At 73.0% G+C, this 24,270-nt stretch carries 16 protein-coding genes and 1 pseudogene; 7 read left to right on the top strand and 10 right to left on the bottom strand.

Translation table 11 applies throughout. The annotated features are described in order from the left end of the window. Window positions 1-21: 21 nt before the first annotated feature. From RLT57_RS06710 to RLT57_RS06685, 6 genes are all read right to left on the bottom strand, one after another. Window positions 22-1,782 (bottom strand): NAD+ synthase, encoded by a 1,761-nt coding sequence (locus tag RLT57_RS06710; RefSeq protein WP_311296451.1) that lies wholly within the window; start codon window positions 1,780-1,782, stop codon window positions 22-24. Between the two features lie 354 nt (window positions 1,783-2,136). Next, on the bottom strand, window positions 2,137-3,840 hold the full coding sequence (locus RLT57_RS06705) for a glycoside hydrolase family 13 protein (RefSeq protein WP_399128176.1): 1,704 nt from the start codon (window positions 3,838-3,840) through the stop codon (window positions 2,137-2,139). A gap of 85 nt (window positions 3,841-3,925) precedes the next feature. Continuing rightward, window positions 3,926-4,819 carry a carbohydrate ABC transporter permease gene (locus tag RLT57_RS06700; protein WP_311296449.1) on the bottom strand — a complete coding sequence of 298 codons (894 nt, stop codon included), beginning with the start codon at window positions 4,817-4,819 and terminating at the stop codon, window positions 3,926-3,928. A gap of 14 nt (window positions 4,820-4,833) precedes the next feature. Next, on the bottom strand, window positions 4,834-5,787 hold the full coding sequence (locus RLT57_RS06695) for a carbohydrate ABC transporter permease (RefSeq protein ID WP_311296448.1): 954 nt from the start codon (window positions 5,785-5,787) through the stop codon (window positions 4,834-4,836). 99 nt (window positions 5,788-5,886) lie between these two features. Next, window positions 5,887-7,299, bottom strand: coding sequence for an ABC transporter substrate-binding protein (locus tag RLT57_RS06690; RefSeq protein ID WP_311296447.1), 1,413 nt, complete (start codon window positions 7,297-7,299; stop codon window positions 5,887-5,889). A 561-nt stretch (window positions 7,300-7,860) separates the two neighbouring features. After that, the gene (locus RLT57_RS06685; protein ID WP_311296446.1) at window positions 7,861-8,889 is read right to left on the bottom strand and encodes a LacI family DNA-binding transcriptional regulator; all 1,029 of its coding nucleotides are present in this window, start codon (window positions 8,887-8,889) and stop codon (window positions 7,861-7,863) included. A gap of 171 nt (window positions 8,890-9,060) precedes the next feature. Here RLT57_RS06685 and RLT57_RS06680 point away from each other — a divergent pair, with 171 nt between their 5' ends. Then, window positions 9,061-10,131 (top strand): hypothetical protein, encoded by a 1,071-nt coding sequence (locus RLT57_RS06680; protein WP_311296445.1) that lies wholly within the window; start codon window positions 9,061-9,063, stop codon window positions 10,129-10,131. A gap of 370 nt (window positions 10,132-10,501) precedes the next feature. Beyond that, window positions 10,502-11,863 (top strand): glutamine synthetase family protein, encoded by a 1,362-nt coding sequence (locus tag RLT57_RS06675; protein WP_311296444.1) that lies wholly within the window; start codon window positions 10,502-10,504, stop codon window positions 11,861-11,863. Window positions 11,864-12,231: 368 nt separating this feature from the next. Here the strand turns inward: RLT57_RS06675 and RLT57_RS06670 are convergent. After that, window positions 12,232-12,503 (bottom strand): annotated as a pseudogene (locus RLT57_RS06670) (acid phosphatase); the annotation flags it as partial. A 464-nt stretch (window positions 12,504-12,967) separates the two neighbouring features. On the opposite strand from RLT57_RS06670, the gene RLT57_RS06665 reads away from it, so the two are divergent. Beyond that, window positions 12,968-16,186, top strand: a complete 3,219-nt coding sequence (locus RLT57_RS06665) for a bifunctional [glutamine synthetase] adenylyltransferase/[glutamine synthetase]-adenylyl-L-tyrosine phosphorylase (RefSeq protein WP_311296443.1) — start codon at window positions 12,968-12,970, stop codon at window positions 16,184-16,186. A 95-nt stretch (window positions 16,187-16,281) separates the two neighbouring features. Here the strand turns inward: RLT57_RS06665 and RLT57_RS06660 are convergent, their stop codons facing one another. After that, window positions 16,282-17,145: a phosphatase PAP2 family protein gene (locus RLT57_RS06660; RefSeq protein ID WP_399128171.1), complete on the bottom strand. Its 864-nt coding sequence runs from the start codon at window positions 17,143-17,145 to the stop codon at window positions 16,282-16,284. Window positions 17,146-17,351: 206 nt separating this feature from the next. On the opposite strand from RLT57_RS06660, the gene RLT57_RS06655 reads away from it, so the two are divergent. Next, window positions 17,352-17,846, top strand: a complete 495-nt coding sequence (locus RLT57_RS06655; protein WP_311296441.1) for a GNAT family N-acetyltransferase — start codon at window positions 17,352-17,354, stop codon at window positions 17,844-17,846. An 8-nt stretch (window positions 17,847-17,854) separates the two neighbouring features. Here the strand turns inward: RLT57_RS06655 and RLT57_RS06650 are convergent, their stop codons facing one another. Continuing rightward, on the bottom strand, window positions 17,855-19,843 hold the full coding sequence (locus RLT57_RS06650) for a hypothetical protein (RefSeq protein WP_311296440.1): 1,989 nt from the start codon (window positions 19,841-19,843) through the stop codon (window positions 17,855-17,857). A gap of 304 nt (window positions 19,844-20,147) precedes the next feature. Continuing rightward, window positions 20,148-21,167 carry a glutamine synthetase gene (gene glnII / locus RLT57_RS06645; RefSeq protein ID WP_311296439.1) on the bottom strand — a complete coding sequence of 340 codons (1,020 nt, stop codon included), beginning with the start codon at window positions 21,165-21,167 and terminating at the stop codon, window positions 20,148-20,150. A 431-nt stretch (window positions 21,168-21,598) separates the two neighbouring features. Between glnII and RLT57_RS06640 the strand changes: the two genes are divergently transcribed. The 3 genes from RLT57_RS06640 to RLT57_RS06630 all read left to right on the top strand — a co-directional run bounded on the left by RLT57_RS06640 (window position 21,599) and on the right by RLT57_RS06630 (window position 24,223). Next, entirely contained in the window at window positions 21,599-21,973 is a 375-nt protein-coding gene (locus RLT57_RS06640; RefSeq protein ID WP_311296438.1) for a 5-carboxymethyl-2-hydroxymuconate Delta-isomerase, read from the top strand. Next, the gene (locus RLT57_RS06635) at window positions 21,970-22,860 is read left to right on the top strand and encodes a Gfo/Idh/MocA family protein (protein ID WP_311296437.1); all 891 of its coding nucleotides are present in this window, start codon (window positions 21,970-21,972) and stop codon (window positions 22,858-22,860) included. The genes RLT57_RS06640 and RLT57_RS06635 overlap by 4 nt, the downstream gene beginning before the upstream one ends. A gap of 355 nt (window positions 22,861-23,215) precedes the next feature. Next, on the top strand, window positions 23,216-24,223 hold the full coding sequence (locus tag RLT57_RS06630; RefSeq protein ID WP_311296436.1) for an NADPH:quinone reductase: 1,008 nt from the start codon (window positions 23,216-23,218) through the stop codon (window positions 24,221-24,223). Window positions 24,224-24,270 lie beyond the last annotated feature (47 nt).

The raw sequence follows: 24,270 nt of genomic DNA, 5'->3' as shown, positions 1-24,270 counted from the left end.
CGGCGCGGGGTCCCCGCGGCCCTACGCGTCCCCGCCCTCGCGCCACCGGTTGGTGATGGGCAGCCGGCGGTCCTTGCCGAAGCCCTTGGGGGAGATCTTGGTGCCCGGCGGGTACTGCCGCCGCTTGTACTCCGCGGTGTCGGTCAGCTTCAGCACCCGGGTGACCAGTTCCGACGCGAAACCCGCCGCGACGATCGCCTCCCGGCCCTGGTCCCGGTCCACGTACAGCTCCAGCACCCGGTCCAGCACGTCGTAGTCCGGCAGCGAGTCGGTGTCGACCTGCCCGGGGCGCAGCTCCGCGCTCGGCGGCTTGCTGATCGAGTTCTCCGGGATCGGCGGCGTCTCGCCCTTCGCCTCGGCCGCCGCGTTACGCCAGCGGGCCAGCCGGAAGACCGTCGTCTTGTAGACGTCCTTGATCGGGCCGTACGCGCCCACCGAGTCGCCGTACAGCGTCGAGTACCCCACCGCCAGCTCGCTCTTGTTGCCCGGCGCGAGCACGATCTGGCCCTCCTGGTTGGAGATGCCCATCAGCGTCGCCCCGCGCAGCCGCGACTGGAGGTTCTCCTCGGCGAGCCCGGTCAGCTTCAGCGACTCCATGTACGCGTCGAACATCGGCGCGATCGACACGGTACGGAAGTTGAGACCGGTCCTGCGGGCCAGCTCCGCCGCGTCGCCCCGGGAGTGGTCCGAGGAGTACGCCGACGGCATCGACACGCCGTACACGTTGGACGCGCCCAGCGCGTCGCAGGCGATGGCCGCCACCAGTGCCGAGTCGATGCCGCCGGACAGCCCGATCAGCACCGAGCGGAAACCGTTCTTCACCGCGTACGCGCGCAGGCCCGTCACCAGGGCCGCGTAGACCTCGGCGTCGTCGCCCAGCCGCTCGGCCTCACCACCGGTGAACACGGGCTCGTACGGGGCCACCGGCTCGGCGGAGAGCGTGACGTGCCGGATCTCCAGACCGTCGGCGACCCGGCCGGCGGGCACCTCGGCGGGCGCGGCCGGCAGCTCCAGGTCGAGGATCAGGCACTCCTCGGCGAACTGCGGGGAGCGGGCGATCACCCCGCCGTCCTGGCCGACGACGATCGTGTCGCCGTCGAAGACCAGCTCGTCCTGGCCGCCCACCATCGCCAGGTACGCCAGGGCGCTGCCCGCCTCCCGGGCCCGCCGGCGGACCAGGTCCAGTCGGGTGTCGTCCTTGTCCCGCTCGTACGGGGAGGCGTTGATCGACAGCAGCAGCCCGGCCCCCGCGGCGCGGGCGCCCGGCACCCGGCCACCGTCCTGCCACAGGTCCTCGCAGATCGCCAGCGCGACGTCCACGCCGCGCACCCGGATCACCGGCATGGTGTCGCCCGGCACGAAGTAGCGGAACTCGTCGAAGACGCCGTAGTTCGGCAGGTGGTGCTTGGCGAAGCGCAGCGCGACCTCGCCGCGGTGCAGGACCGCGGCGCAGTTCTGCGGGGCGCCCGGCGGCTGGCCGAACCGTGGCTGGGCGTCCTCGCTGCGGCCGAGGTACCCGACGACCACGGGCAGCTCACCCAGGCCCTCGCCCGCCAGCCGCCGGGCCAGGTCCACCAGCGCGGACCGGCTCGCCTCCACGAAGGACGACCGCAGGGCCAGGTCCTCCACGGGATAGCCGGTGAGCATCATCTCGGGAAAGGCCACCAGGTGGGCCCCCTGCCCGGCGGCGTGCCGGGACCAGCGCAGGACCGCGTCCGCGTTCTTGGCGATGTCGCCGACCGTGGAGTCGATCTGATTCAGAGCGAGGCGAAGTTGAGGCACGGGGTCAGTGTAATCGTCACCTCGACGCGAGCTCTAGGCGCACTGCGCACCGCGCACCGCGCACCGGGGGATGGGTGCGGGCGCGGGCGCGCTCCCGGGTGCGGGTGCGTCGTGGCCGGGCGCGCGGTTCCCCGCGCCCCTTTCGGGGCACGTGCCGCCTGCTTCCTCTGGGGTTCCGTCCGCGTGGTGGGTTGCTGCGGGGTGCCGGACCACCGGCCGGTGGCCTGCCGGGCGCGCGGTTCCCCGCGCCCCTGGGGCCGCCGGGGCCCCCGGGGGCGGGGCGGGAGCGCTCCCGGCCGCGGCGGTGCCGGGGCCGGTCGCGCGGTTCCCCGCGCCCCTCGGGGGGCGCGGGGGTCAGCCCCGCAGCCACACCGCCGTGTCGGCCGGCACGCGGCCGTCCTCGGCCAGCGGCCCGCTGGTGAGCAGCAGCTCCTCGTGGTCCGGCAGCTCCGCCGGCTCCGTACCGAGGTTCAGCAGGCAGACGAAGTTCTCACCGCGCCGGAACGCCAGCACCTCGGGCGCCGACTCCAGCCAGCCGAGCGGCCCGTCGCCCAGCCCCGGCTCCGCCCGGCGCAGCCGCAGCGCCGCCCGGTAGAGCGACAGCATCGACGCCGGGTCGGCGGACTGGATCTCGGCGGTCCGCGCCGCCCAGTCGGCCGGCTGCGGAAGCCACGGCTCGGCCGAACCGTCCGGGCTGAAGCCGAACGGCGAACTCGCCCCGGACCACGGGATCGGCACCCGGCAGCCGTCGCGCCCCGGGTCGGTGCCACCGGAGCGCAGGTACATCGGGTCCTGGAGCTTCTCGGTGGGGATGTCCTCCACCTCCGGCAGCGCCAGCTCCTCGCCCTGGTAGACGTAGACCGAGCCGGGCAGCGCCAGCGTCAGCAGCGCCGCCGCCCGCGCCCGGCGGGTGCCCAGCTCCAGGTCGGTGGGGATGCCGAACGCCTTGGTGGCGAAGTCGAACCGGGTGTCGGCCCGCCCGTAGCGGGTCACCGTACGGGTCACGTCGTGGTTGCACAGCACCCAGGTCGCGGGCGCGTTCACCGGCTCGTGCGCGGCCAGCGTGGTGTTGATGGAGGTACGCAGCCGGGCCGCCTCCCACGGGCAGGCCAGGAAGTCGAAGTTGAACGCGGTGTGCATCTCGTCGGGCCGCAGGTACAGCGCGAACCGCTCCGCGTCCGGCAGCCACACCTCGCCGACCAGGATCCGGGTGTTGTCGTAGGCGTCCGCGATCCGCCGCCAGCCCCGGTAGATCTCGTGCAGGTCGTCCCGGTCGATGTACGGGTGCGGGGCGGCCGGGTCGTCGGTCAGGTCGGGCAGCAGCGGGTCCTTGGTGACCATGGCCGCCGAGTCGATGCGTACGCCGCCGGCGCCGCGGTCGAACCAGAACCGCAGGATGTCCTCGTGCTCGGCCCGCACCTCCGGGTGGTTCCAGTTGAGGTCCGGCTGCTCGGAGTCGAACAGGTTGAGGAACCAGTCGCCCGGGGTGCCGTCCGGCTCGGTGGTGCGGGTCCAGGCCGGACCGCCGAACTGCGAGGGCCAGTTGTTGGGCGGCAGCTCGCCGTGCTCACCGCGGCCCGGACGGAACCAGAACCGCTCCCTGGCCGCGCTGCCGGGCCCGGCGGCCAGCGCCTCGCGGAACCACGGGTGCGCGGCGGAGATGTGGTTGGGCACGATGTCGATGATGGTCCTGATGCCCAGGGCGACGGCCTCGGAGATCAGCTTCTCGGCCTCGGCCAGGGTGCCGAACACCGGGTCGATGTCGCGGTAGTCGGCCACGTCGTAGCCGCCGTCGGCCATCGGCGAGGGGTACCAGGGGTTGAACCACAGGGCGTCGACGCCCAGCTCGGCCAGGTACGGCAGCCGGGAACGCACGCCGGCGAGATCACCGGTCCCGTCGCCGTTGCTGTCGGCGAAGCTCCGCGGATAGACCTGGTAGATGACCGCGCCGCGCCACCAGTTCTCGTCGGCCTCGGGCTGAGGGGTGTCTGCCACGTCAACGTCCTTTCGGGCAGGTGGGACTCCGCCGCCGACCCCTGATGGCGGGGATGTTGGCATGAGGGCCGGCGGCGGAGTGCTGATGGGTGGTGCGTTCGTCAGACTCGTCTGGTTCGGACAACCGGGTGCCGGTGCGGCGGCACGGTCAGCCCTTGAGGCTGCCGGCGGTCAGGCCGGACATGATGTTGCGCTGGAAGAGCAGGAAGATCACCAGAGTGGGCACCGCGGAGATGGCGAGCGCGGCGATGAGCACGTTCTCCGGGACGCCCTGCGACAGGGAGTTGATACCGATGTTGATCGGCTGCTGCTTGGGGTCGGGCTCCACCAGCATCGGCCAGAGGAAGTCCTTCCAGACGTTCACCACGGCGAAGATCGACACGACGCCGAGAATGGGCCGGGACATGGGCAGCACGATCGACCACAGGGTCCTGATCGGGCCCGCGCCGTCGATCGCGGCGGCGTGCATCAGGTCCTGCGGGATGGAGTCGAAGAACCGCTTGAGCAGGAAGATGTTGAAGCCGTTGGCCACCGTCGGCAGCCAGATCGCCCACGGCGAGCCGATCAGGTTGAAGTGCAGCACCGGCAGGTCCAGGACCGTCATGTACTGCGGCACGATCAGCACGGCCGACGGGATCATCAGCGTGGCCAGCATCATGCCCAGGATCAGCTTGCCCAGCACCGGGCGGAGCTTGGAGATCGAGTACGCCGCCGCCACGTCGAAGACCAGCTGGAAGGCGAGCGCGCCGAATGCGTAGTACAGGGTGTTGAAGAGCAGTCGGGCGATCTTCAACTGGCTCCACGCGGTGTGGTAATTGCCGGCCTTGGGGTGCTTGGGGAAGAAGGTGGGCGGGTTCGCCACCACTTCCTGGGCCGACTTGAAACCGCCGGTGACCATCCAGTACAGCGGGCCGACGAAGACCAGCGTGAAGACCACGACGACCAGGGTGAGCACGGTCCAGTAGGCGATTTTGCCCTTGCGGCGGCTGAGCGCGGCCGAGGAGATAAGGGTCCGGTTCTGCGGGGTGAACGACGCTGCCATGATCCTTGTCCGTCCTAGTCGCTGTTCCGGCTAAGCCGTGTGTACACGCCCGAGAACACGGCGAGTACCAGCAGCAGAAAGAGGCCCAGCGCCGCGGCGCTTCCGAAGTTGTTGTAGCGGAAGGCGTACTGGTAGACCATGTACACCACCGTCATCGTGGAGTTCTCCGGTCCGTTTCCGCCGGTCAGCAGGAAGACGTTGGTGAACTCCTGCATGGTCGCCACGATCTGGAGCAGCAGCATGAGCGAGAGCACCATGCGGGTCTGCGGGATGGTGACGTGCCAGATCTTGCTCAGCAGCCCGGCGCCGTCCAGGTCGGCGGCCTCGTACAGCTCGCCGGGGATGTTCTGCAGCGCGGCCAGGTAGATCAGGGTGGCGCTGCCGAGGTTCATCCAGGTGGCCGCGACGACCACCGAGATCATCGCGGTGCTGGAGGAGTCCAGGAACTGCGATGTCGGCAGATGGAGCGTCTTCAGGACGTGGTTGAACAGCCCGTAGTCCGGGTTGTAGAAGTACTTGAACAGCAGCACCCCGGCCACCGGCGGGAGCATCACCGGGAGATAGACCAGAATGCGCAGGTACGCCTGCGCGTGCTTGAGCTCGTTGAGCACGATGGCTATCACGAACGGCACCGCGAAGCCGATCACCAGCGCCATGCCGGTGAACTCCGCGGTGTTCTTCCAGGCGGTCCAGAAGTACGGGTCGTGGTAGACGCGGTCGAGGTTCTTCCAGCCCACCCACGTCGTCTCGCCGCGCCTGGTCTCCTGGAAGCTCATGATGAACTCGCGGATCATCGGATACCACGAGAACATCAGGAAGCAGAGGACCGCGCCGATGAGGAACCCATGGGCCTGCAGATTCTGCCGGACTTTGCGGCTCAAGCCGTCGTGGCCCACACCGCCGGCGGGACCGGAGGGGCGCCCGGCGTGGCGCTTGGTCAGTTTCTCGGGGACGGTCGTCGCCGCCATGGGTGCTCCTCGCGACTGAATGTGGATGCCTGGCAGGGCTAGGCCCGATGCCGCCGGAGCGGGGGCCGGTCGCCGACCGGCCCCCGCTGGGCTGAGCTGTTACTGGCTGGCCGCCAGCAGCGAGTTGACCTGCGTCTCCGCGGTGGAGAGCAGCTTGTCGATGTCGGCGCTCTTGTTGGTCAGCACGCCGGACATCACGGTGTCGAGCACGGTGTAGATCTTCTGCGCGTTCGGCGGCTCGGGGAGCACCGGCACCTGCGCGTCGACGTAGGTCTTGAAGTTGTCGACCGGGATGGTGGCACTGGCGGCCTTCAGGGTGTTGTCCTGGTCCTTGGAGGCGCCGGTGAAGAAGAACGGCTCCGGCAGGCCCACGGGCAGACCGTCCGCCTTGCTGCGGGCGTAGTCGAACTGGCCCTTGCCGAGCGTCAGGTACTTGAAGTTGATCCAGGCGATGCCGGCCTTGATCTGGTCCGGCGAGGCGCTCTTCTTGAACATGTAGTCGTTGCCGCCGAAGAGCGAGGTCTGGCCGCCGGGGATCGGCGCCATGCCCAGGTCCTTGTAGTCGGCCTTGTACTGCTGGACGACCAGCGTCACGTCGTCGGGGGCGCCGACGTACATGCCGATCTTGCCGGTGCCCATCGCCTTCTGGACGTCACCCCACTGCAGACCCGGGGTGGCGGGCAGGCTCTTGTCGGTCCAGCGCATCTGCTGCAGCGTGGTGAGGATCGACTTGGTCTGGTCGTTGTTGAACGCGGCCTTGCTGCCGTCGTCGTTCACGGCCTTGCTGCCGACACCGAACATCTCCGACACCAGGTGCCAACCGCCCTGGTTGCCGCCGGCGTTCTCCATGAAGCCGTTGATGCCCTTGCCGCCCAGCTTGTCCTGGATGGTCTTCGCGTCGGTGCGGATCTCGTCCCAGGTGGTCGGCGGCTTGTTGGGATCGAGCCCGGCCTCCTGGAAGATCTTCCGGTTGTAGATCAGACCCATCTGGTAGTTCGAGGTGGGCAGACCGTAGAGCTTGCCGCCGTCCTTGAGGACGTTGAGCACGCCGGGGTCGATGTCGTTCAGGGCCGGGATGGTCTTGGCGTTGACGTAGTCGCTGATGTCGGCGGCCTGGCCGGCGTCCAGCACCTGCTGGAGGTCGGTCATGTACGTGTAGAACGCGTCGGTCTCACTGCCGGCCTGGAGCTGGGCGGTGAACTTCGCCGGGTCCTCGCAGGGGAAGGCGTCCTTGCTGTTCACCGTGACGTTCGGGTACGTCTTGTTGAACTCGGCGACGTCGTCGATCCATTCCTTGCGCTCGGCCGGCTTGGTGGTCGGCGGCTCGCAGTCGACGCTGATGGTCACCTTGGTCTTCGGGTCCAAGGGGGTGCCGGCGCTCGAGCCGGCCGATGCGCTCGGCTTGCTCCCGCCGCCGCTGTTGTCGTTGTCGCTGGAACAAGCGGCGCCGGTCAAGCCGATACCGGCGACCAGTGCGAATGCCACCAGTCTGCGGTAGGCGTTTTTACTCATCCTCTTCTTACCCTTCCCCTGAACCACTGCGCGTCGTTGGACTGCGATCTGGGACCCCCGTGGCACATGGTGCCCATGATGTCCGGCGCAGGTCTGCGCCGCCGTCCCGGGTTGGCTCAACGTACTTAACCCGATAGATGTCCGCAAGATGTCGCGCGAATTTCGCAAAGACACGACTTGGTCACGACGCTGAGCGGCGTAACGGTCATCACGCACCACGGCCCGTCGTGGGCTAGTTACGGCCCTCAGCGGCCCCTGTGGGCCCCTGGAGCGACGAAGCCGGGGCAGGGAACCCTTCCCTGCCCCGGCGTGCACGCTGCGCGGGTGTCAGCCGCGGGTGCCGCGGCTGTGCATGACTTGCGCGACCCCCGAAGCGGTCGCCGAGCGGACGTGCGGCGGCGTCCCGGGTGGTCGCGGGGCCGACTCGCGGAGGTGCCCCGACGGTCGCGGGACGGTGGTGCGGCGGGGTGGCGCGCAGGTGGTGCGGAGGCGGTGCGCGGTGTCCCGGGGCGGTCGCCGGACAGGTGGGCGGCGGCGCCCCGGGCGGGTCGCGCGGTAGGGTCAGGCGGTCGCCGCCCGGCTCTCCGGGTGCGGGATGCGGGTGGTGTGCGGCGCCGGTCCGGTGGAACCGCGGACGACCAGCTCCGGCTCGAAGAACAGCTCGTCGTGGTCGACCTTGGCGCCGCTGATCTCCCCGGCCAGCAGGTCCACCGCGGCCCGGCCCATCGCCTCGATCGGCTGCCGGACGGTGGTCAGCGGCGGCTCGGTGCAGTTCATCAGCGACGAGTCGTCGTAACCGATCACCGACACGTCCTCCGGCACCGACAGCCGGCGCCGCCGGGCGGCCCGGATGCAGCCCAGCGCCAGCAGGTCCGAGGCGCAGATGAAGGCGGTGATGCCGCGGGTCAGCAGCCGGCTGGCGGCCGCCTGCCCGCCTTCCAGGGTGAACAGCGCGTGCTCGACGGTGACCGAGGGGTCCACCCGGCGGGCGGCGGCCAGCTTGCGCCGTGACGGTACGTGGTCGGGCGGGCCGAGCACCAGCGCGATCCGCTGGTGGCCGAGCGACATCAGGTGGTTCATCGCCTGCTCCACCGCCACCGCGTCGTCGCAGGAGACCCGCGGGAAGTCCAGATGGTCGATGGCGGCGTTCATCAGTACGGTCGGCAGGTTGCGCTCGGCCAGCCGCGCGTAGTGGTCGTGCGGGGACTCGGCCTGGGCGTAGAGACCGCCGAAGAAGACCACCCCCGACACGTGCTGCTGCAGCAGCAGCTCCACGTAGTCGGCCTCCGAGACGCCGCCGGCGGTCTGGGTGCACAGCACCGGAGTGAATCCCTGCTGGGCCAGCGCACCCCCGACGACCTCTGCGAAAGCGGGGAAGATCGGGTTCTGCAGCTCGGGCATGACCATGCCGACCAGCCGGGCGCGTTCCCCGCGCAGCTGGGTGGGCCGTTCGTATCCGAGCACGTCAAGGGCGGTAAGGACGGCGGCCCGTGTCGCGTCGGAGACTCCAGGCTTCCCGTTCAGCACTCGGCTGACGGTGGCCTCGCTCACCCCGACCTTCTTTGCCACCTCGGCAAGTCGTCGTGTCATGGCGTCGATTCTAGTACAGGAGACGCAAGTTTCTTGCAGTCATTTTGCGAGATCTCTGCAAGTCGTCAAATTTTTGCGAAATCCGATCGAGATATTGCTGTGCCATGTTCGTCATCCGTAGGGTACCTGGCAGCTCAAGCGACACACGCCGGAAGGGACACCCCACGCCCCATGGACACCAGCCGTCGCTCAACGGTCTGGCTCGCCACGGCCACCAACGGGTCGGTCATCGGCCCTGACTACAAGCAGTCCACGGTCGCCTCCGAGGCGTCGGGCCGTCGCGCGGTCACCCTCGGCGGCCAGGGGCAGTACGCCGAGTTCACGCCTGCCAAGGCGGCCAACGCCGTCGACGTGGCCTACAACCTGCCGCGCGGTGCCTCCGGCACCGCGTCCGTCTACGTCAACGGCGCCAAGATCGGCCAGAAGCTGCCGGTCACCGCCCAGTACTCGTACGGGGGCCCCGGCTGGACCGCCGGGTCGAAAACACACCATTTCTTCGACGACTCCCGTATACAACTCGGCCAGAACCCGGCCGCGGGGGCGAAGGTCAAGTTTCAGCTGGACATCGGCGACACCGGTTCCGCCACCATCGACGTCGCCGACTTCGAGCAGGTCGCGGCCGCCGCGGCGCAGCCCGCGAACTCGGTCTCGGTGGTCACCGCCGGCGCCGACGCCGGCGGGAAACCGACGGGCGCGCTGCGGGTCGACTCCTACGACTACGCCATCGACAACAGCATCCAGATCAGCAACACCAAGCTCGTCGACAGCCCGTACGGCGACTTCGAGTTCGTCTCGGGCGGCGGCCACGGCTACACCGTCGGCGGCGTCACGGTCGGCGGCGTCACGGTCAGCGGCGCGACCGCGTCCGGCACCGGCACCGTGGTGGTCCAGGCCGAGACCCCCGGGTCGGCGAGCTTCAGCCACGTGACGGCCATCAGCACCGGCGCGACCGGCGTCTACAACTGCCCCTGCCCGGCCGGCCTGCCCGCCTTCACCATCAACAAGGGCACCGGCAACAGCGGTTGGGACGGCACCTGGGGCAACTGCGGCGCCTGGCCGCAGCCGGGCTCCGGCTCGTCCGGCGGCACCACGGGCGGCGGCACCGGCGGCACGACGACGCCTCCGACCACGCCGGCCAGTGGCAACCTGGCACAGGGTCGCCCGGCCACACCTTCAACCCGAGCACGGGTAACGACGTGCAGATCACCTTCCCGGCGATTTCGCAGCGCTACGTGCGGCTGACCATCACCGGCAACACCGGATGGCCCGCCGGGCAGATCTCGGACTTCGTGGTCTATCCCTCGTAGCACCGGGGATTCCCTTCTGTTCCGCCCCGCTCCACTGCGTCCTTCTCCGCTGGACACCCCCGCACATCGTTTCTCCTCGGTTCCCCTCGTTTTGCCTCGGACGGCGGTTCCCCTCACGGGTGGCCGCCGTCCGGCACGTGGGCGCCGCGGAGACCGCCGCCCTCGCCGTCTTCGGCTCAGCCCCGGCGACGTGCAGTATGGGGAGTGAGTGGTACCTGCAACGCACCCGAAACCGTGTGGTGCAATGCTCCTGATCCCCGTTGCCGCCCGCGCCGGGGACCGCCTGACCGGCAAGGATGGATGGTATGGACAAGCAGCAGGAGTTTGTGCTCCGCACCCTGGAAGAGCGGGACATCCGCTTCGTTCGGCTGTGGTTCACCGACGTACTCGGCTATCTGAAGTCCGTCGCGGTGGCCCCCGCCGAGCTTGAGCAGGCGTTCGACGAGGGCATCGGCTTCGACGGCTCCGCCATCGAGGGCTTCGCCCGGGTGTACGAATCCGACATGATCGCCAAGCCCGACCCGGGAACCTTCCAGGTGCTGCCCTGGCGCGCCGAGGCCCCCGGCACCGCCCGGATGTTCTGCGACATCCTGATGCCCGACGGCTCCCCGTCCTACGCCGACCCGCGCTACGTCCTCAAGCGCGCGCTGGCCAAGACCTCCGATCTCGGCTTCACCTTCTACACCCACCCCGAGATCGAGTTCTACCTGCTGAAGGACAAGCCGCTGGACGGCGGCCGGCCGACGCCGGCGGACAACTCCGGCTACTTCGACCACACCCCGCAGAACGTCGGCATGGACTTCCGGCGCACCGCGATCACCATGCTGGAGTCGATGGGCATCTCGGTGGAGTTCTCCCACCACGAAGGCGCCCCCGGCCAGCAGGAGATCGACCTCCGGTACGCCGACGCGCTCTCCACCGCCGACAACATCATGACCTTCCGGCTGGTGATGAAGCAGGTCGCGCTGGAGCAGGGCGTGCACGCCACCTTCATGCCGAAGCCGTTCTCGGAGTTCCCCGGCTCGGGCATGCACTCCCACCTGTCGCTCTTCGAGGGCGACCGCAACGCCTTCTACGAGTCCGGCTCCGAGTACCAGCTCTCCAAGGTCGGCCGCTCCTTCATCGCCGGCCTGCTCCGGCACGCCGGGGAGATCTCCGCGGTCACCAACCAGTGGGTCAACTCCTACAAGCGGATCTGGGGTGGCTCGCAGCGCACCGCGGGCGCCGGCGGCGAGGCCCCCTCGTACATCTGCTGGGGCCACAACAACCGCTCGGCCCTCATCCGGGTCCCCATGTACAAGCCCGGCAAGACCGGCTCCACCCGCGTCGAGGTCCGCTCCCTCGACTCCGGCGCCAACCCCTATCTCGCCTACGCCGTCCTGCTGGCCGCCGGCATGAAGGGCATCCAGGACGGCTACGAACTCCCCCCCGGCGCCGACGACGACGTCTGGGCCCTCACCGACGCCGAACGCCGCGCCCTCGGCATCGAACCCCTCCCGCAGAACCTCGGCGAGGCCATCGACCTCATGCAGCGCAGCGAACTCGTCGCCGAGACCCTGGGCGAACACGTCTACGACTTCTTCCTCCGCAACAAGAAGCAGGAGTGGGAGGAGTACCGCTCCGAGGTCACGGCCTTCGAGCTCCGCAAGAACCTGCCGAACCTGTAGGGCCCGGTCAGACCCCCTTCACGGCTGTGCGGGCCGGACCGGGCCGGCGGCAGTGCACCGCCGGCCCGGAGGCGTTCACCCCTCCGGGGCCCACCGCTCCCGGACCCACCCTCCTCGGGCCGCCCGCAGGCCGTCCGGCGCCGACCCGGCGCCCTCGTACCCGCGCCCGCGCTCCACACCCCGCCGCGCCCGGCCGTCACCACTGTGCGCGCACCCCCGGGGCACGCGGCCGCCGATCGGCTATGGGCCGCGTTGCCCGCCGCGTCCACGAGAAGGTCCACGCGAGGATGCCCGACGACACGGAGCGCCCCCCGCGCTTTGACCCTCGCTCCCGGCGAACCGGTCCTCTGCCTGACAAGGGTGACCGAGGTGACGCCCTGCGTGGAGCCGGGAAACAGGGCGTAGTGGTTCGGCTGGCTCGGGCGGGTGATGGCGTGGCTCTGGGTCAGGTCGGCGCCGCCGGTGGCAAGGGAGCTGAGGTACGGGCGCCGGAGCTGCCGATGACCTGGTCGCAGGCGTGGTTCTCCAGGACGGCCACCAGGGTGTGGTCGGGCGTCGGCACGGCGCCGGCCGCGTGCCCGTCGCCGCCGAGCCCGGTCCACAGGCCGGCGGAGGCGGCGACCAGGCCGGCGGCGGACATCACGGTGCTACGGATACGGGTGCGGCGGGGCACGGCTACCTCCGGTGCGGAGGGGGGACCTTACGTCGTGCGGTGGATATGCCAAACGCAAGGTCGCTTCGGGTACGGGGTGAGGCGGCCCCGGGTGAACGCCGCGCGAACGCTCCACCGGGGTGGCCCGGGAACGCGGTGCCCTCCTGCTCCCTCCGCCGGTCCGGCCGGCCTCCGGGCCCCGTGCCGCTGCCGCTGCCGTGGGGGTGGGGGGGGCTCCGGGGTGCCCTCGGCGGCTGCGGGTTCGTCACCGCCGCTCCGCGCCGCGGGGGATCGCGCCGTCGCGGCGCCTCGGCGGGCCCACCGGCGCCCGCCGGCACCTGGGCGCGGCGGACCGCGACGCCCGCATTCGGTGGAGGGTGCTTCGGGGGTGGCGCCCGGAGGGCTACGCTCGACGGTGGTGGTGATCTACCGCCGGACCGCCGGGAGGGCTGATGCAGGGGCGCCGGAGCAGTACGTTCAGCCGGCTGCTGCGGCATGGGTTCACCGACGCGGGCGGTGCCGAGCGGCTGCTGGCGGCCGACGCGCTGAGCGAGGTCCGGGGGGACCCGGTGCTGCTGGAGGCGCTCGGGGGCACCGCGGACCCGGACCAGGCGCTGCGCGGGCTGGTACGGCTGGCCGAGGCGCTGGAGGCGGGGGAGCGGCGGACGCTGCTGGACACCCTGGTCACGGGCAAGCCGCTGCGGGACCGGCTGCTCGGCGTGCTGGGCGCATCGGAGGCGCTCGGCGACCACCTGGCCCGGCACCCCGCGGACTGGCACGCCCTGGTCACCTACGAGTCCACCGATCTGCACCCCGGCGTCGCCGACTTCGAGCACGGGCTGGCGGGGGCCGACGACCCCGACAGGCTCCGCGCCGCCTACCGGCGCTGCCTTCTCGGGATCGCCGCCCGGGACGTGTGCGGCACCAGCGACCTGGTCCGTACCGCCGCGGAACTCGCCGACCTGGCCACCGCCACGCTGCGTGCCGCCCTCGCCATCGCCGCCGCCGAGCAGCCGGCGGACGCCGCCGCGTGCCGGCTCGCGGTGATCGCCATGGGCAAGTGCGGCGGCCGGGAGCTGAACTACGTCTCCGACGTGGACGTCATCTTCGTGGCCGAGCAGCCGGCCGACCCCGGTCCCGACCCCGGTCCCGCCGCCGACCCCGATCACGGTCCCGACCCTGCCGCCGACTCCGATCCCGACCCTGTCCTCACCCCCGAACCCGTTCCCGACCGCGTCGCCGACCCGGACCCCGCCCTCACCTGTGTCCCCGCCCCCGGTGCGGCCAACGGCGTCCGCCGTGATGGCGAGGCGCCCCGGGACGAGAGCGGGGCCGTGCGGGCCGCCACCCGGCTGGCCGCCCGCATGATGCGGATCTGCTCCGACACCACCGCCGAGGGCACCATCTGGCCGGTCGACGCCAACCTCCGCCCCGAGGGCAAGAACGGCCCCCTGGTGCGTACCCTGTCCAGCCACCTCGCGTACTACCGGCGCTGGGCCAAGACCTGGGAGTTCCAGGCCCTGCTCAAGGCCCGGCCGGTGGCCGGCGACGCCGACCTCGGCGCCGCGTACCTGGCCGCCGTCGGCCCGATGGTCTGGCAGGCCGCCGAGCGCGAGCACTTCGTCGCCGACGTCCAGCAGATGCGCCGCCGCGTCGTGGACAACATCCCCGCCGCCCAGGTCGACCGCGAGCTGAAGCTCGGGCCCGGCGGCCTGCGGGACGTGGAGTTCGCCGTGCAGCTGCTCCAGCTGGTGCACGGCCGCACCGACGCCTCGCTGCGCAGCGGCACCACCCTGACGGCGCTCGCCGAACTCGCCGCCGGCGGCTACGTGGGCCGTGCCGACGCCGCCTCCCTGGACGCCGCCTACCGCTTCCTGCGCCTGATGGAGCACCGCATCCAGCTGCACAGGATGCGCCGCACCCACCTCGTCCCCGACCGCCAGAGCGACCTGCGCCGCCTCGGCCGCTCGCTCGGCCTGCGCGCGGATCCGGTCGCCGAGCTGAACCGGGAGTGGAAGCGGCACGCCATGGAGGTACGGCGGCTGCACGAGAAGCTCTTCTACCGGCCGCTGCTGGACGCCGTCGCCCAGCTCGGCAGCGACGACACCCGGCTCAGCGCCGACGCGGCCCGGCAGCGGCTCCAGGCCCTGGGCTACGCCGACCCGGCCGCCGCCGTCCGCCACCTGGAGGCGCTGGCCAGCGGGGTCAGCCGCAAGGCCGCCATCCAGCGCACCCTGCTGCCGGTACTGCTCGGCTGGTTCGCGGACTCCGCCGACCCCGACGCCGGCCTGCTCGGCTTCCGCAAGGTCTCCGACGCGCTCGGCACCACCCCCTGGTACCTGCGGCTGCTGCGGGACGAGGGCGCCGCGGCGCAGCGGCTGGCCCGGGTGCTGTCCTCCGGCCGGTTCGCCCCCGACCTGCTCATGCGCGCCCCCGAGGCGGTGGCGCTGCTCGGCTCGGCCGGCGGTCTGGCGCCGCGCGACCACGCCGCCCTCGACCAGGAGCTGACGGCCGCGGTGGGCCGCGCGGAGACCGCCGAGCAGGCGATCACCGTGGTCCGCGGGGTACGCCGCCGCGAGCTGTTCCGCACCGCCGCCGCCGACCTGATCGACACCTACGGCGACGACCCCTCCGAGACCAGCGCGCCGGTCGCCCGGTCGGTGGACGGCGCCCGCGTGCTGGACGCCGCCGCGCTGGTCGACCGGGTGGGCACCGCGATCTTCGGCCTCACCTCGGCGACCCTGGCCGGCGCGCTGCGTACCGCGGTCTACTCCGCCACCGGCAACGACACCCGCCCGCTGCCCACCCGGTTCGCGGTCATCGGCATGGGCCGGTTCGGCGGCCGGGAGATGGGCTACGGCTCCGACGCCGACGTGCTGTTCGTCCACGAGCCGTACGAGGGCGCCGACATGGCCGAGGCGGCCCGCGCCGCACTCGCGGTCGCCGACGAGCTGCGCCGGCTGCTCCAGATCCCCACCCCCGACCCGCCGCTGCTGGTCGACGCCGACCTGCGCCCCGAGGGCAAGAGCGGACCGCTGGTCCGCAGCCTGGCCTCGTACGCCGCCTACTACCAGCGGTGGTCGCTGGTGTGGGAGAGCCAGGCACTGCTGCGGGCCACCCCGGTGGCCGGCGACCGCGACCTCGGCGAGCGCTTCGTCGAGCTGATCGACCCGCTGCGCTACCCGAGCGGCGGCCTGGGCGACGAGGCGGTACGGGAGATACGGCGGCTGAAGGCGCGGATGGAGTCCGAGCGGATCCCGCGCGGCGCCGACCGGACCACCCACGCCAAACTGGGCCGCGGCGGGCTGTCCGACGTGGAGTGGACCGTGCAGCTGCTCCAGCTCCGGCACGCTTACCGGCTGCCGTCGCTGCGCACCACCGGCACCCGGCAGGCACTGGTCGCGGCCCGCGACGAGGGCCTGATCGACCCGGTCGACGCCGCCGTCCTGGACGAGGCGTGGGTGCTGGCCACCCGGGTGCGCAACGCGGTGATGCTGGTACGCGGCCGGCCCGGTGACGCGTTCCCCGGCGACAGCCGCGAACTGGCCGCGGTCGCCCGCTACCTCGGCCACCCGCCCGGCCACGCCGGCGACATGCTGGACGACTACCGCCGCCGCACCCGGCGGGCCCGTGCGGTGGTCGAGCGGCTGTTCTACGCGTACGAGGGCTGAGCGGCCGGCGGCGTCCGTACGACGGGCGGCGGCGGAGCGGCCGGTGACGCGGCCGGTGACGGGAGCCGCGCCGCGCGGGCGGCCGGTACGGCACGCTAGGAGCGCGCGGCGGCCGGTTCGGGGTGGCGGGCCAGCCGGTACACCCACCGCCCGTAGAGCAGGCGCATCGCGGTGAAGCCGACGGCCAGGCAGACCGCGCCGCCCACCGCGTCCATCCAGAAGTGGTTGCCGGTGGAGACGATCACGACCAGCGTCACCACCGGGTACAGCGCGCCGGCGATCCTGACCCACAGGTGCCGGGCCAGCGCCACCAGCGTGATGCCGCACCACAGCGACCAGCCGATGTGCATCGACGGCATGGCCGCGTACTGGTTGGAGACCTGCGACAGGTCACCCTGGGACACCGAGCCCCAGGTGGCGTGCACCCGCACGGTGTCGATGAAGCCGGCGCCCGGCAGCAGCCGCGGCGGCGCCAGCGGGTACAGCCAGAAGCCGACCAGGGCCAGCCAGGTGGTGAGGAACAGCACCGAGCGGGCCGGGCGGAACCGCGCGGGATGCCGTACGTAGAGCCACACCAGGACGCCGACGGTGACGGCGAAGTGCAGCGTGGCGTAGTAGTAGTTCATCCCGACGATCAGCCAGGTCACCGCGTCCACACCGTGGTTGACCGCGTGCTCGACGCCCAGTCCGATGTCCCGCTCGAAGGTCCACACCGAACGGGCGTGCCGCAGCGCGACCGTCCGCTCCTGCGGGACCGCGTTCCTGATCTGCGAGTACAGCCAGTAGCTGAAGCCGATGAGCAGGATCTCGAACCACAGCCGGGGGCGGCGCGGGGTGCGGACGTACGTCAGCAGCCGGCTGCGCGAGGTCCTGGGGGCCACCGCGGTGGCCCCGCCGAGCGCGCCGCCTTCGGCCGTCGAGCCGGTGGGGTCCGCCGGGCCGCCCGAGCGGCCCCTCATCGTCCTCGCGGTCCGTTCCCCCATGGCAGGCCAGTCTGCCAGAGGAATCCCGTACACAGCCGTACAAAACGCCTGAAAGGCGTGTTGCGCGGCGGCCGGGAAGACCGTCCGCCCGCACGCCGGGCCCGCCGCCGGGCGCCGGTGAGACGCGTCACTTCCGGGCGTCCGGCGGGAACCGATCGCCGCGGCCGGGCGTCCATGTACCCATGAACACTCCGTACGTCACCATCCGGCCGGCCGTCATCGAGGACCTGGACGCCATATGCGACGTCCACGCCCGGGCCAGGGCGACGTACTACGAGGGACACCTGTCGGCGGAGGCGTACAGCGGGCCGGACGAGCTGGAGCGGCAGCGGGTGGGGACGCGGGAGGCGATCACCTCACGGGAGCGGACCGTGCTGTGCGCGGTGCGCGGCGACCACGTGGTGGGCTTCGCGGTGCTCGGCGCACGCTTCGAGGGGGACAAGCTGTTCCACTTCCACATCGACCCCGAGGTGTGGCGGACCGGGACCGGCACCGCGCTGCACCGGGCGTGCGTCGCGGTGTGGCAGGCCGCCAGGCTGACCACCGCGCGGCTTGAGGTCTTCGCGCCCAACGCCAGGGCCCGCGCCTTCTACGTCAGCCAGGGCTGGCAGGAAGGCACCCGCAAGGGCGACCATGTGGCGATGCTGCTGCCTGTGCAGGCGGCCGTCACCGCGTAGCGGCGCCGTCATCCGCCGGCCAGCGGGGACAGCGTGCCGCCGGTGCCCAGCCGGGCGGTGAGCGCGGGCCGGATGCCGCGCGGGGCGCGGACGGCGAGGAAGGCCCCTGCCGCGGTCGCGTCCAGACCGTGCGAGGCGCTGATCCGCGTCACGTCACGGCTGCCCGCGGCCAGCAGGTACCAGTGCCCGGCGGCCGACTGCCACATCACACCGGCCATCACGTCCGGCCCGAAGCGGCTGCACGCGTGACCGTCGCTCTGCTGCCCGGCGAGGGCGCCCGGAGCCGTCGCGGCCGCGCCCGGCGGCACGAACCGCACGGTCGCCAGGCCCGGACCGCGCCAGGTGTCCGCCCGGTCGCACACCCACGACGCCTCGCCGCCGCCTTCGGGCAGCGCGGTACGGGCGAACTCCCACGCGTCGACCGACCGGACGGCCTGGCCGCGCAGCACCCCGAGCCGGCACGCGCCGTGCGCCCAACTCGTCAGCGCCCGCGGGCCGGTGGCCTCCAGGGGCGGCCCGGCGGGGGCGCCGGGGCCCGGCGGCGGGGTGTAGGTGAGGTGTACGGGGGAGAGGCCGCCGAGGTCGGTGAGCAGGAAAGGGCGGTCCGCGGCGATCTCGGCGGCGGCCCGCAGCCGGAGCGCCGGCCAGGACGTACCGCACCCGCCCGGTCCCGCCGCCGGCGTCCGCACCGGGTCGGTCACCCCGTCGGCCGAGCGGCGCAGCCGGGTGCCGGGCCGGTCCGGCCGCATCAGGTCGCGGGTCTGCGCGCCGGCGATCCAAGGGGCGGTCAGATAGCGGGCGTTGCCGTCCTCCCGGGTCAGCGCGACCGCGCCGGCGGTGGTGAGGCCGGCCCCCTGGACCTGGGCGAAGTCCAGCGCGGCCCGGCCGCCTCCGCCACGCGGCCGGGCGTAGCGGACCAGCCGCAGTCCGTCGTGGAAGAGCACGACGGTCGCGTTGTCCACGTCCCCGGCGAAAAGCAGCTGGGGCGGCTGGGCGGGCGCGGTGCGGGGCGTGCCGGGGGCCGAGGTGACCTGCACCGCGGCGCCGGGCCGCGCCCAGACCGCCAGCGCCCGCCCGAGCAGCGTCTCGTCGGCGGTACGGCCGCCGCGCGCCGGCCAGGCGGTGAAGTCCATCCGGGTGGTCGCGGCCCAGGCGTCCGGGGCGGCGCGGACGAGCGCGGCCGGATCGAGGGCGTGCCGCGCGTCCGCCGCGGACGGATCACCGCCGGCCGAAGAGGCGTCGGGGGCGGGCCCGCCGGTCCACACCGACGCCAGCAGCCCGCCGGCCGCCAGCAGGGCGGCCGCCCCGAGCCCGGTCCGCACCCGCTGCCCCCGGCGCGGCGGCCCGGTGGGCCGCGCGTGGGCCGGACCGCCGCCGAACCCGGCCGCGGCCGGCGGGTGCCGACGCTTGGGCGTGGTGGGCGTGGTGGGCGTGGTGGGCGTGGTGGGCGTGGTGGCCCGGCGCGGCGCGCCGTACGGACCGGCCGCGCCCGCCTGCTCCGGCAGCGCGCGGGCCGCCGGACCGTCCTGGCCCTTCGCGGTCCGCGGCGCGGAGGCGGGCCGGGCCTTCGGCGAGGGCGCCGACCGGGGCCGCTCCGAGGCGGGCTCCCCGTCGCGCGGCGTCCGGGGAGACGGCAGCGGACCCGCCACACGCGGCAGCAGCACGCTGTCCAGCGCCGTACGCCACCGGCCGCGCCGGCCGAACCCCAGCGCCCCGCGCAGGACTTCGCGGCACAGCAGCCCGTACGCCGCGTACGCCCCGCCGGCGGCCGCCGGCGGGCCGGACCGGGGCAGTGGCAGTACGCGCCGGGCCAGCCGGCGCGCCACCAGCGCCCTGCGGTGCCTGCCGGGCCCGGCCGGCAGCGTCAGGTGGGCGAGCCGCACCAGCCGCGGACAGTGCTCGGCGGCCCCGTCCTCGGCCTCCTCCGCCGTCGCGGGCCGCGGGCCGCGGTCGGCGGCCCCGGGCGCGGAATCGGCCAGGCGGGAGGGCGTGTTCACGCCGGGTCAAACGAGCGGCTCCGCCGATGGTCACCCGCGGCCGGGCCGAGCGGCCGGCCGGGGCGCGTGGCGGCGCGGCCCCGGGTGTGGTGGTCGCGGGTGTGGCGGCTCCGGGCACGGCCGTAGGGGAGCGCGGTGGGGGGCCGTGGCGTGAAGGGGCGCGGACGCGCGGGGCGCGGCGTACGCAGCGGACGTACGAGGCGTACGACAACAGGGCGCGGACGCGCTAAAGGGCGCTCACCCGCCGGTGAGCGCCCTCGTCGTGCGAAAACCGGAACCGCGCCGGCCGCGGCCGGCCGCCGGATCAGACCAGTCCGGCCTTCTCCAGCGCGCTGCCGCAGGTGTCGACGACCAGGCGGGTCACGACGTACGGGTCCATGTTCGCGTTCGGGCGGCGGTCCTCGATGTAGCCCTTCTGGTCCACCTCGACCTGCCACGGGATACGGACCGACGCGCCGCGGTTGGAGACGCCGTAGCTGTACTCGTTCCACGGGGCGGTCTCGTGCGCGCCGGTGAGGCGGCTCTCGACACCGGAACCGTAGTTCTTGATGTGCTCCAGCGGCTTGTCGTCGCGGCCCAGCGACTCCGCGGCCTCGATGATCGCCGCGTAGTTCTCGCGCATCGCCTTGGTGGAGAAGTTGGTGTGCGCGCCCGCGCCGTTCCAGTCGCCCTTGGCCGGCTTGGCGTCCAGGGTGGCGGAGACACCGAAGTCCTCGGCGGTGCGGTAGAGCAGCCAACGGGCCACCCACAGCTGGTCGGAGACGTCCAGCGGGCCCAGCGGGCCGACCTGGAACTCCCACTGGCCGGGCATCACCTCGGCATTGATGCCGGAGATGCCGAGGCCCGCGGTCAGGCAGTTGTCGAGGTGCGCCTCGACGATCTCACGGCCGAAGATCTCGTCCGCGCCGACACCGCAGTAGTAGCCGCCCTGCGGGGCCGGGAAGCCGCCCTCGGGGAAGCCCAGCGGGCGGGACCCCTTGAAGAAGGTGTACTCCTGCTCGATGCCGAACAGCGACTCCTGCGAGGCGAACTTCTCGGCGACCTCGCGCAGCGCCGCACGGGTGTTGGACTCGTGCGGAGTACCGTCGATGTTGAAGACCTCGCACAGCACCAGCACGTCGTTCTCGCCGCGGAACGGGTCCTTGTACGTGGCGACCGGCTTGAGTACGCGGTCCGAGGCGTGGCCCTCGGCCTGGTTGGTGCTGGAGCCGTCGAAGCCCCAGATGGAGAGCTCGGCGCCGTCCGCGAGGATCTTCGTCTTCGATCGCAGCTTCGCGGTCGGCTCGGTGCCGTCTATCCAGATGTACTCAGCCTTGTAGGTCACGTTGACGCCATCCTTAACGAACGAGAGCGCGGGTGCTGGCCGACGAGCGACGCTGATCGGGCCGGTTGCAGCGTCGCAAAATGCCTTTTCCCGTCTGTTGCCCATCGGTTAACCACGTGTGAACGCGCCCTCCGGTCGGGCCTGATGACCAGCGAATTCGGATCAGCCGTCACTTGCGGCCACCGTGCCTCCCCGGACACCGGCGCGGTCCCCGCCGGGGACGCCGGCGGGACGTCCGCGGGGACACCGGCCGGGTACGCCGGCGGGACGGCCGCGGGCGGCACGAGGGGGCCGCGGGGACCGGCGGCGCGGGACCGGTGACGCGGACCGGCCGTCGGACCGGGGCGCGGACCGGTCGTCGGACCGGGGCGCGGATCCGGTCGCCCGGACCCGTGGCGGGCGGCCCGCGGCGGCCGGGCAGAATGGACGCCATGCCGCACACCACTGTCGAGTACTCCGCCGCCGTCGCGGACACCTTCGAGCGCCGCGGGTTCGCCGAGGACCTGCACAAGACACTGACCACGACACTCGGGGTGCGGCTCACCAGCTGCAAGACCCGGTTCCTCCGGCTGGACGAGGAGTACCTCGCCGACGGCTCACCCCGGTACGCGCTGATCCACGCCGAGGTCGCGCTGCTGTCCGGGCGCGCCCCCGAGGTCAAGCGCGAGCTGGCCGAGGCGGTGCTGGCCCTGCTCCGGCGGCACGCCGCGCCCGCCCCGGCGGTGGAGGTCCAGTTCTCCGTGGCGCTGCGCGACCTGGACCGCGAGACCTACGTGAAACACGACGAACCCCGGGTAACCGCATGACCACGCGGGTAGGACTGTTCGGTACCGGACCCTGGGCCCGCCGCACCCACGGGCCCGCGCTCGCCGCGCACCCCGATGTGGAGCTGGTCGGCGTCTGGGGCCGCAGGCCCGAGGCGGCGGCCGAGGTCGCGGCCGAGTTCGGCGCACGGGCGTACGGGGACCCGCAGGCGCTGACCGCCGACGTGGACGCGGTGGCGATCGCGCTGCCGCCCGCCCTCCAGGCGCCGCTGGCGGTCGAGGCGGCCCGGTCCGGGCGGCACCTGCTGCTGGACAAGCCGCTCGCGGCGACCGCCGAGGACGCGCACGCGGTGGCCGACGCGGTGGCGGCGGCCGGGGTCGCCTGCGTGGTCTTCTTCACGCTGCGCTTCGACCCGGGCAGCGCCGAGTGGATCGACAAGCAGGCGGCGACGGGCGACTGGTTCACCGGCCGCGCCGACTGGTACGGCGCGGTGTTCGGCGGCGGCGCCAGTCAGTACGCCGACTCACCCTGGCGGCGGGAGAAGGGCGGCCTGTGGGACGTCGGCCCGCACGCGCTGTCCGTACTGCTGCCGGTGCTGGGCGACGTCACCGAGGTGCACGCGGCCCGCGGCGCCGGCGACACCACGCATCTGACGCTGCGCCACGACAGCGGCGCCTCCAGCACCGCGGTGCTGACCCTGACGGCGCCGCCGGCCGGCGCGGGGGTGGCCGTGGAGTTCCGCGGCGCGCACGGCGTCGTCGGCTACCCGGACGGCGTCAGCGGCCCGGCCACCGCCTCCTTCAGCCGCGCGATCGACGCGCTCACCGCCGCGATCGCCGGCGGACCGGTCGCCGCGCACCCCTGCGACGCCCGGTTCGGGGCCCGGGTGTCCGAGATCCTGGCGGCGGCGGAGGCGGCACTGGGATAGCCGCGGCGGCACCGGGGCGGCCCGCCGCAACGTACCCGCGTGCGGCCGGCGGGTCCGCGGAGCGGCAGGGCCCGCGTGTCGGTCCGCGTGTCGGTCCGCGTGGCGGTCCGCGTGGCGCACGGGCGCGGCAACGGGTCGCGCCCGTGCGGGAGCCGGCGCGGCCGGTCCGGCGACCGGCGGGGCGCCCGCGCGCGTACGTCCCCCGCCTGTGCCGGTACGTCTCGCGTCCGCGCTCACCGCCCTGCCCGGCGGGTCCGTTCCGGTCGCCGCGCGGCACCGGGTCCGCGGCGCCCCGAACGGAGGAGCGGGCCGCGGACCGGGGAAGAAAGCCGTCGGCCGGTGACTTGTACGGATCATGAAGGCGATCACCTACACGACCATTGGCAGCCCCGACGTGCTCACCCTCAGTGAGCGCCCGCTGCCCGAGCCGGGCCATGGCGAGGTGCGGGTCCGGGTGCGGGTGTCCGGCGTCAACCCGACCGACTGGAAAGCGCGGCAGCACACCGCGCCCGACGGCGAGCAGGTGCCGAACCAGGACGGCGCCGGAGTGGTCGACGCGGTCGGCTCCGGCGTGCCGGAAAGCCGGATCGGCGAGCGCGTCTGGCTCTGGGAGGCCGCGTACCAACGGGCCGACGGCACCGCCCAGGAGTATGTGACGCTGCCCTCCCGCCAGGCCGTCGCCCTGCCCGAGCACGCCTCCTTCGACCTCGGCGCGAGCCTTGGCATCCCGGTCCTCACCGCCCACCGCGTGCTCACCGTGGCCGACGGCGGCCCGCAGCGGCTCGCCGTCGGCGCCCTCGACGGCCGTACGGTGCTCGTCGCGGGCGGCGCCGGCGCGGTGGGCAACGCGACGATCCAGCTGGCCCGTTGGGCCGGCGCCACCGTCATCACCACGGTCAGCGGCGCCGAGAAGGCCGGCCTCGCCAAGGCGGCCGGCGCGCACCACGTCGTCAACTACCGCGAGGAGGACGCCGCCGCCGAGATCCGCCGGATCGCCCCGGACGGCGTGCACATCGTGGCCGAGGTCGCCCCGGCCGCCAACGCCGAACTCGACGTCGCGGTGGTCGCGCCCGACGCGGTGGTCGCCTTCTACGCCACCGACACCAGCGCGTTCACCGTGCCGATCCGCCCGTCGATGACCCACAACATCCGCTGGCAGGGCGTTCTGGTCTACACGGTGCCGCGCGCCGCGAAGGACCACGCGGTGGCGGCGGTGACGGCGGCGGTCGCCGACGGCGCGATCCGGGTCGGCGAGGACGCCGGGCTGCCGCTGCACCACTTCCCGCTGGAGCGCACGGGCGACGCGCACGCGGCGGTGGCGGCGGGCGCGGTCGGCAAGGTGCTGATCGACGTGACGGAGTAGGGGCCGCCGGAACCGTCCGGGTCCGGGGCCGCGTCCTGGCCCCGGGC

The organism is Streptomyces sp. ITFR-21, assembly GCF_031844685.1.
Lineage (GTDB): Bacteria > Actinomycetota > Actinomycetes > Streptomycetales > Streptomycetaceae > Actinacidiphila.
The sequence above is the reverse complement of the archived record's forward strand: the minus strand, read 5'-3'. Positions and strand labels throughout refer to the sequence as shown.

Excerpts from the sequence above, each read along its gene's own strand:
- RLT57_RS06700 (WP_311296449.1), bottom strand. The coding sequence starts at position 4,819 with ATGGCAGCGTCGTTCACCCCGCAGAACCGGACCCTTATCTCCTCGGCC.
- RLT57_RS06675 (WP_311296444.1), top strand. The coding sequence starts at position 10,502 with ATGGACAAGCAGCAGGAGTTTGTGCTCCGCACCCTGGAAGAGCGGGAC.
- RLT57_RS06640 (WP_311296438.1), top strand. The coding sequence starts at position 21,599 with ATGCCGCACACCACTGTCGAGTACTCCGCCGCCGTCGCGGACACCTTC.
- RLT57_RS06690 (WP_311296447.1), bottom strand. The coding sequence starts at position 7,299 with ATGAGTAAAAACGCCTACCGCAGACTGGTGGCATTCGCACTGGTCGCC.
- RLT57_RS06685 (WP_311296446.1), bottom strand. The coding sequence starts at position 8,889 with ATGACACGACGACTTGCCGAGGTGGCAAAGAAGGTCGGGGTGAGCGAG.
- RLT57_RS06655 (WP_311296441.1), top strand. The coding sequence starts at position 17,352 with ATGAACACTCCGTACGTCACCATCCGGCCGGCCGTCATCGAGGACCTG.
- RLT57_RS06705 (WP_399128176.1), bottom strand. The coding sequence starts at position 3,840 with ATGCCAACATCCCCGCCATCAGGGGTCGGCGGCGGAGTCCCACCTGCC.
- RLT57_RS06660 (WP_399128171.1), bottom strand. The coding sequence starts at position 17,145 with ATGAGGGGCCGCTCGGGCGGCCCGGCGGACCCCACCGGCTCGACGGCC.
- RLT57_RS06630 (WP_311296436.1), top strand. The coding sequence starts at position 23,216 with ATGAAGGCGATCACCTACACGACCATTGGCAGCCCCGACGTGCTCACC.
- RLT57_RS06680 (WP_311296445.1), top strand. The coding sequence starts at position 9,061 with ATGGACACCAGCCGTCGCTCAACGGTCTGGCTCGCCACGGCCACCAAC.
- RLT57_RS06635 (WP_311296437.1), top strand. The coding sequence starts at position 21,970 with ATGACCACGCGGGTAGGACTGTTCGGTACCGGACCCTGGGCCCGCCGC.
- RLT57_RS06695 (WP_311296448.1), bottom strand. The coding sequence starts at position 5,787 with ATGGCGGCGACGACCGTCCCCGAGAAACTGACCAAGCGCCACGCCGGG.
- RLT57_RS06665 (WP_311296443.1), top strand. The coding sequence starts at position 12,968 with ATGCAGGGGCGCCGGAGCAGTACGTTCAGCCGGCTGCTGCGGCATGGG.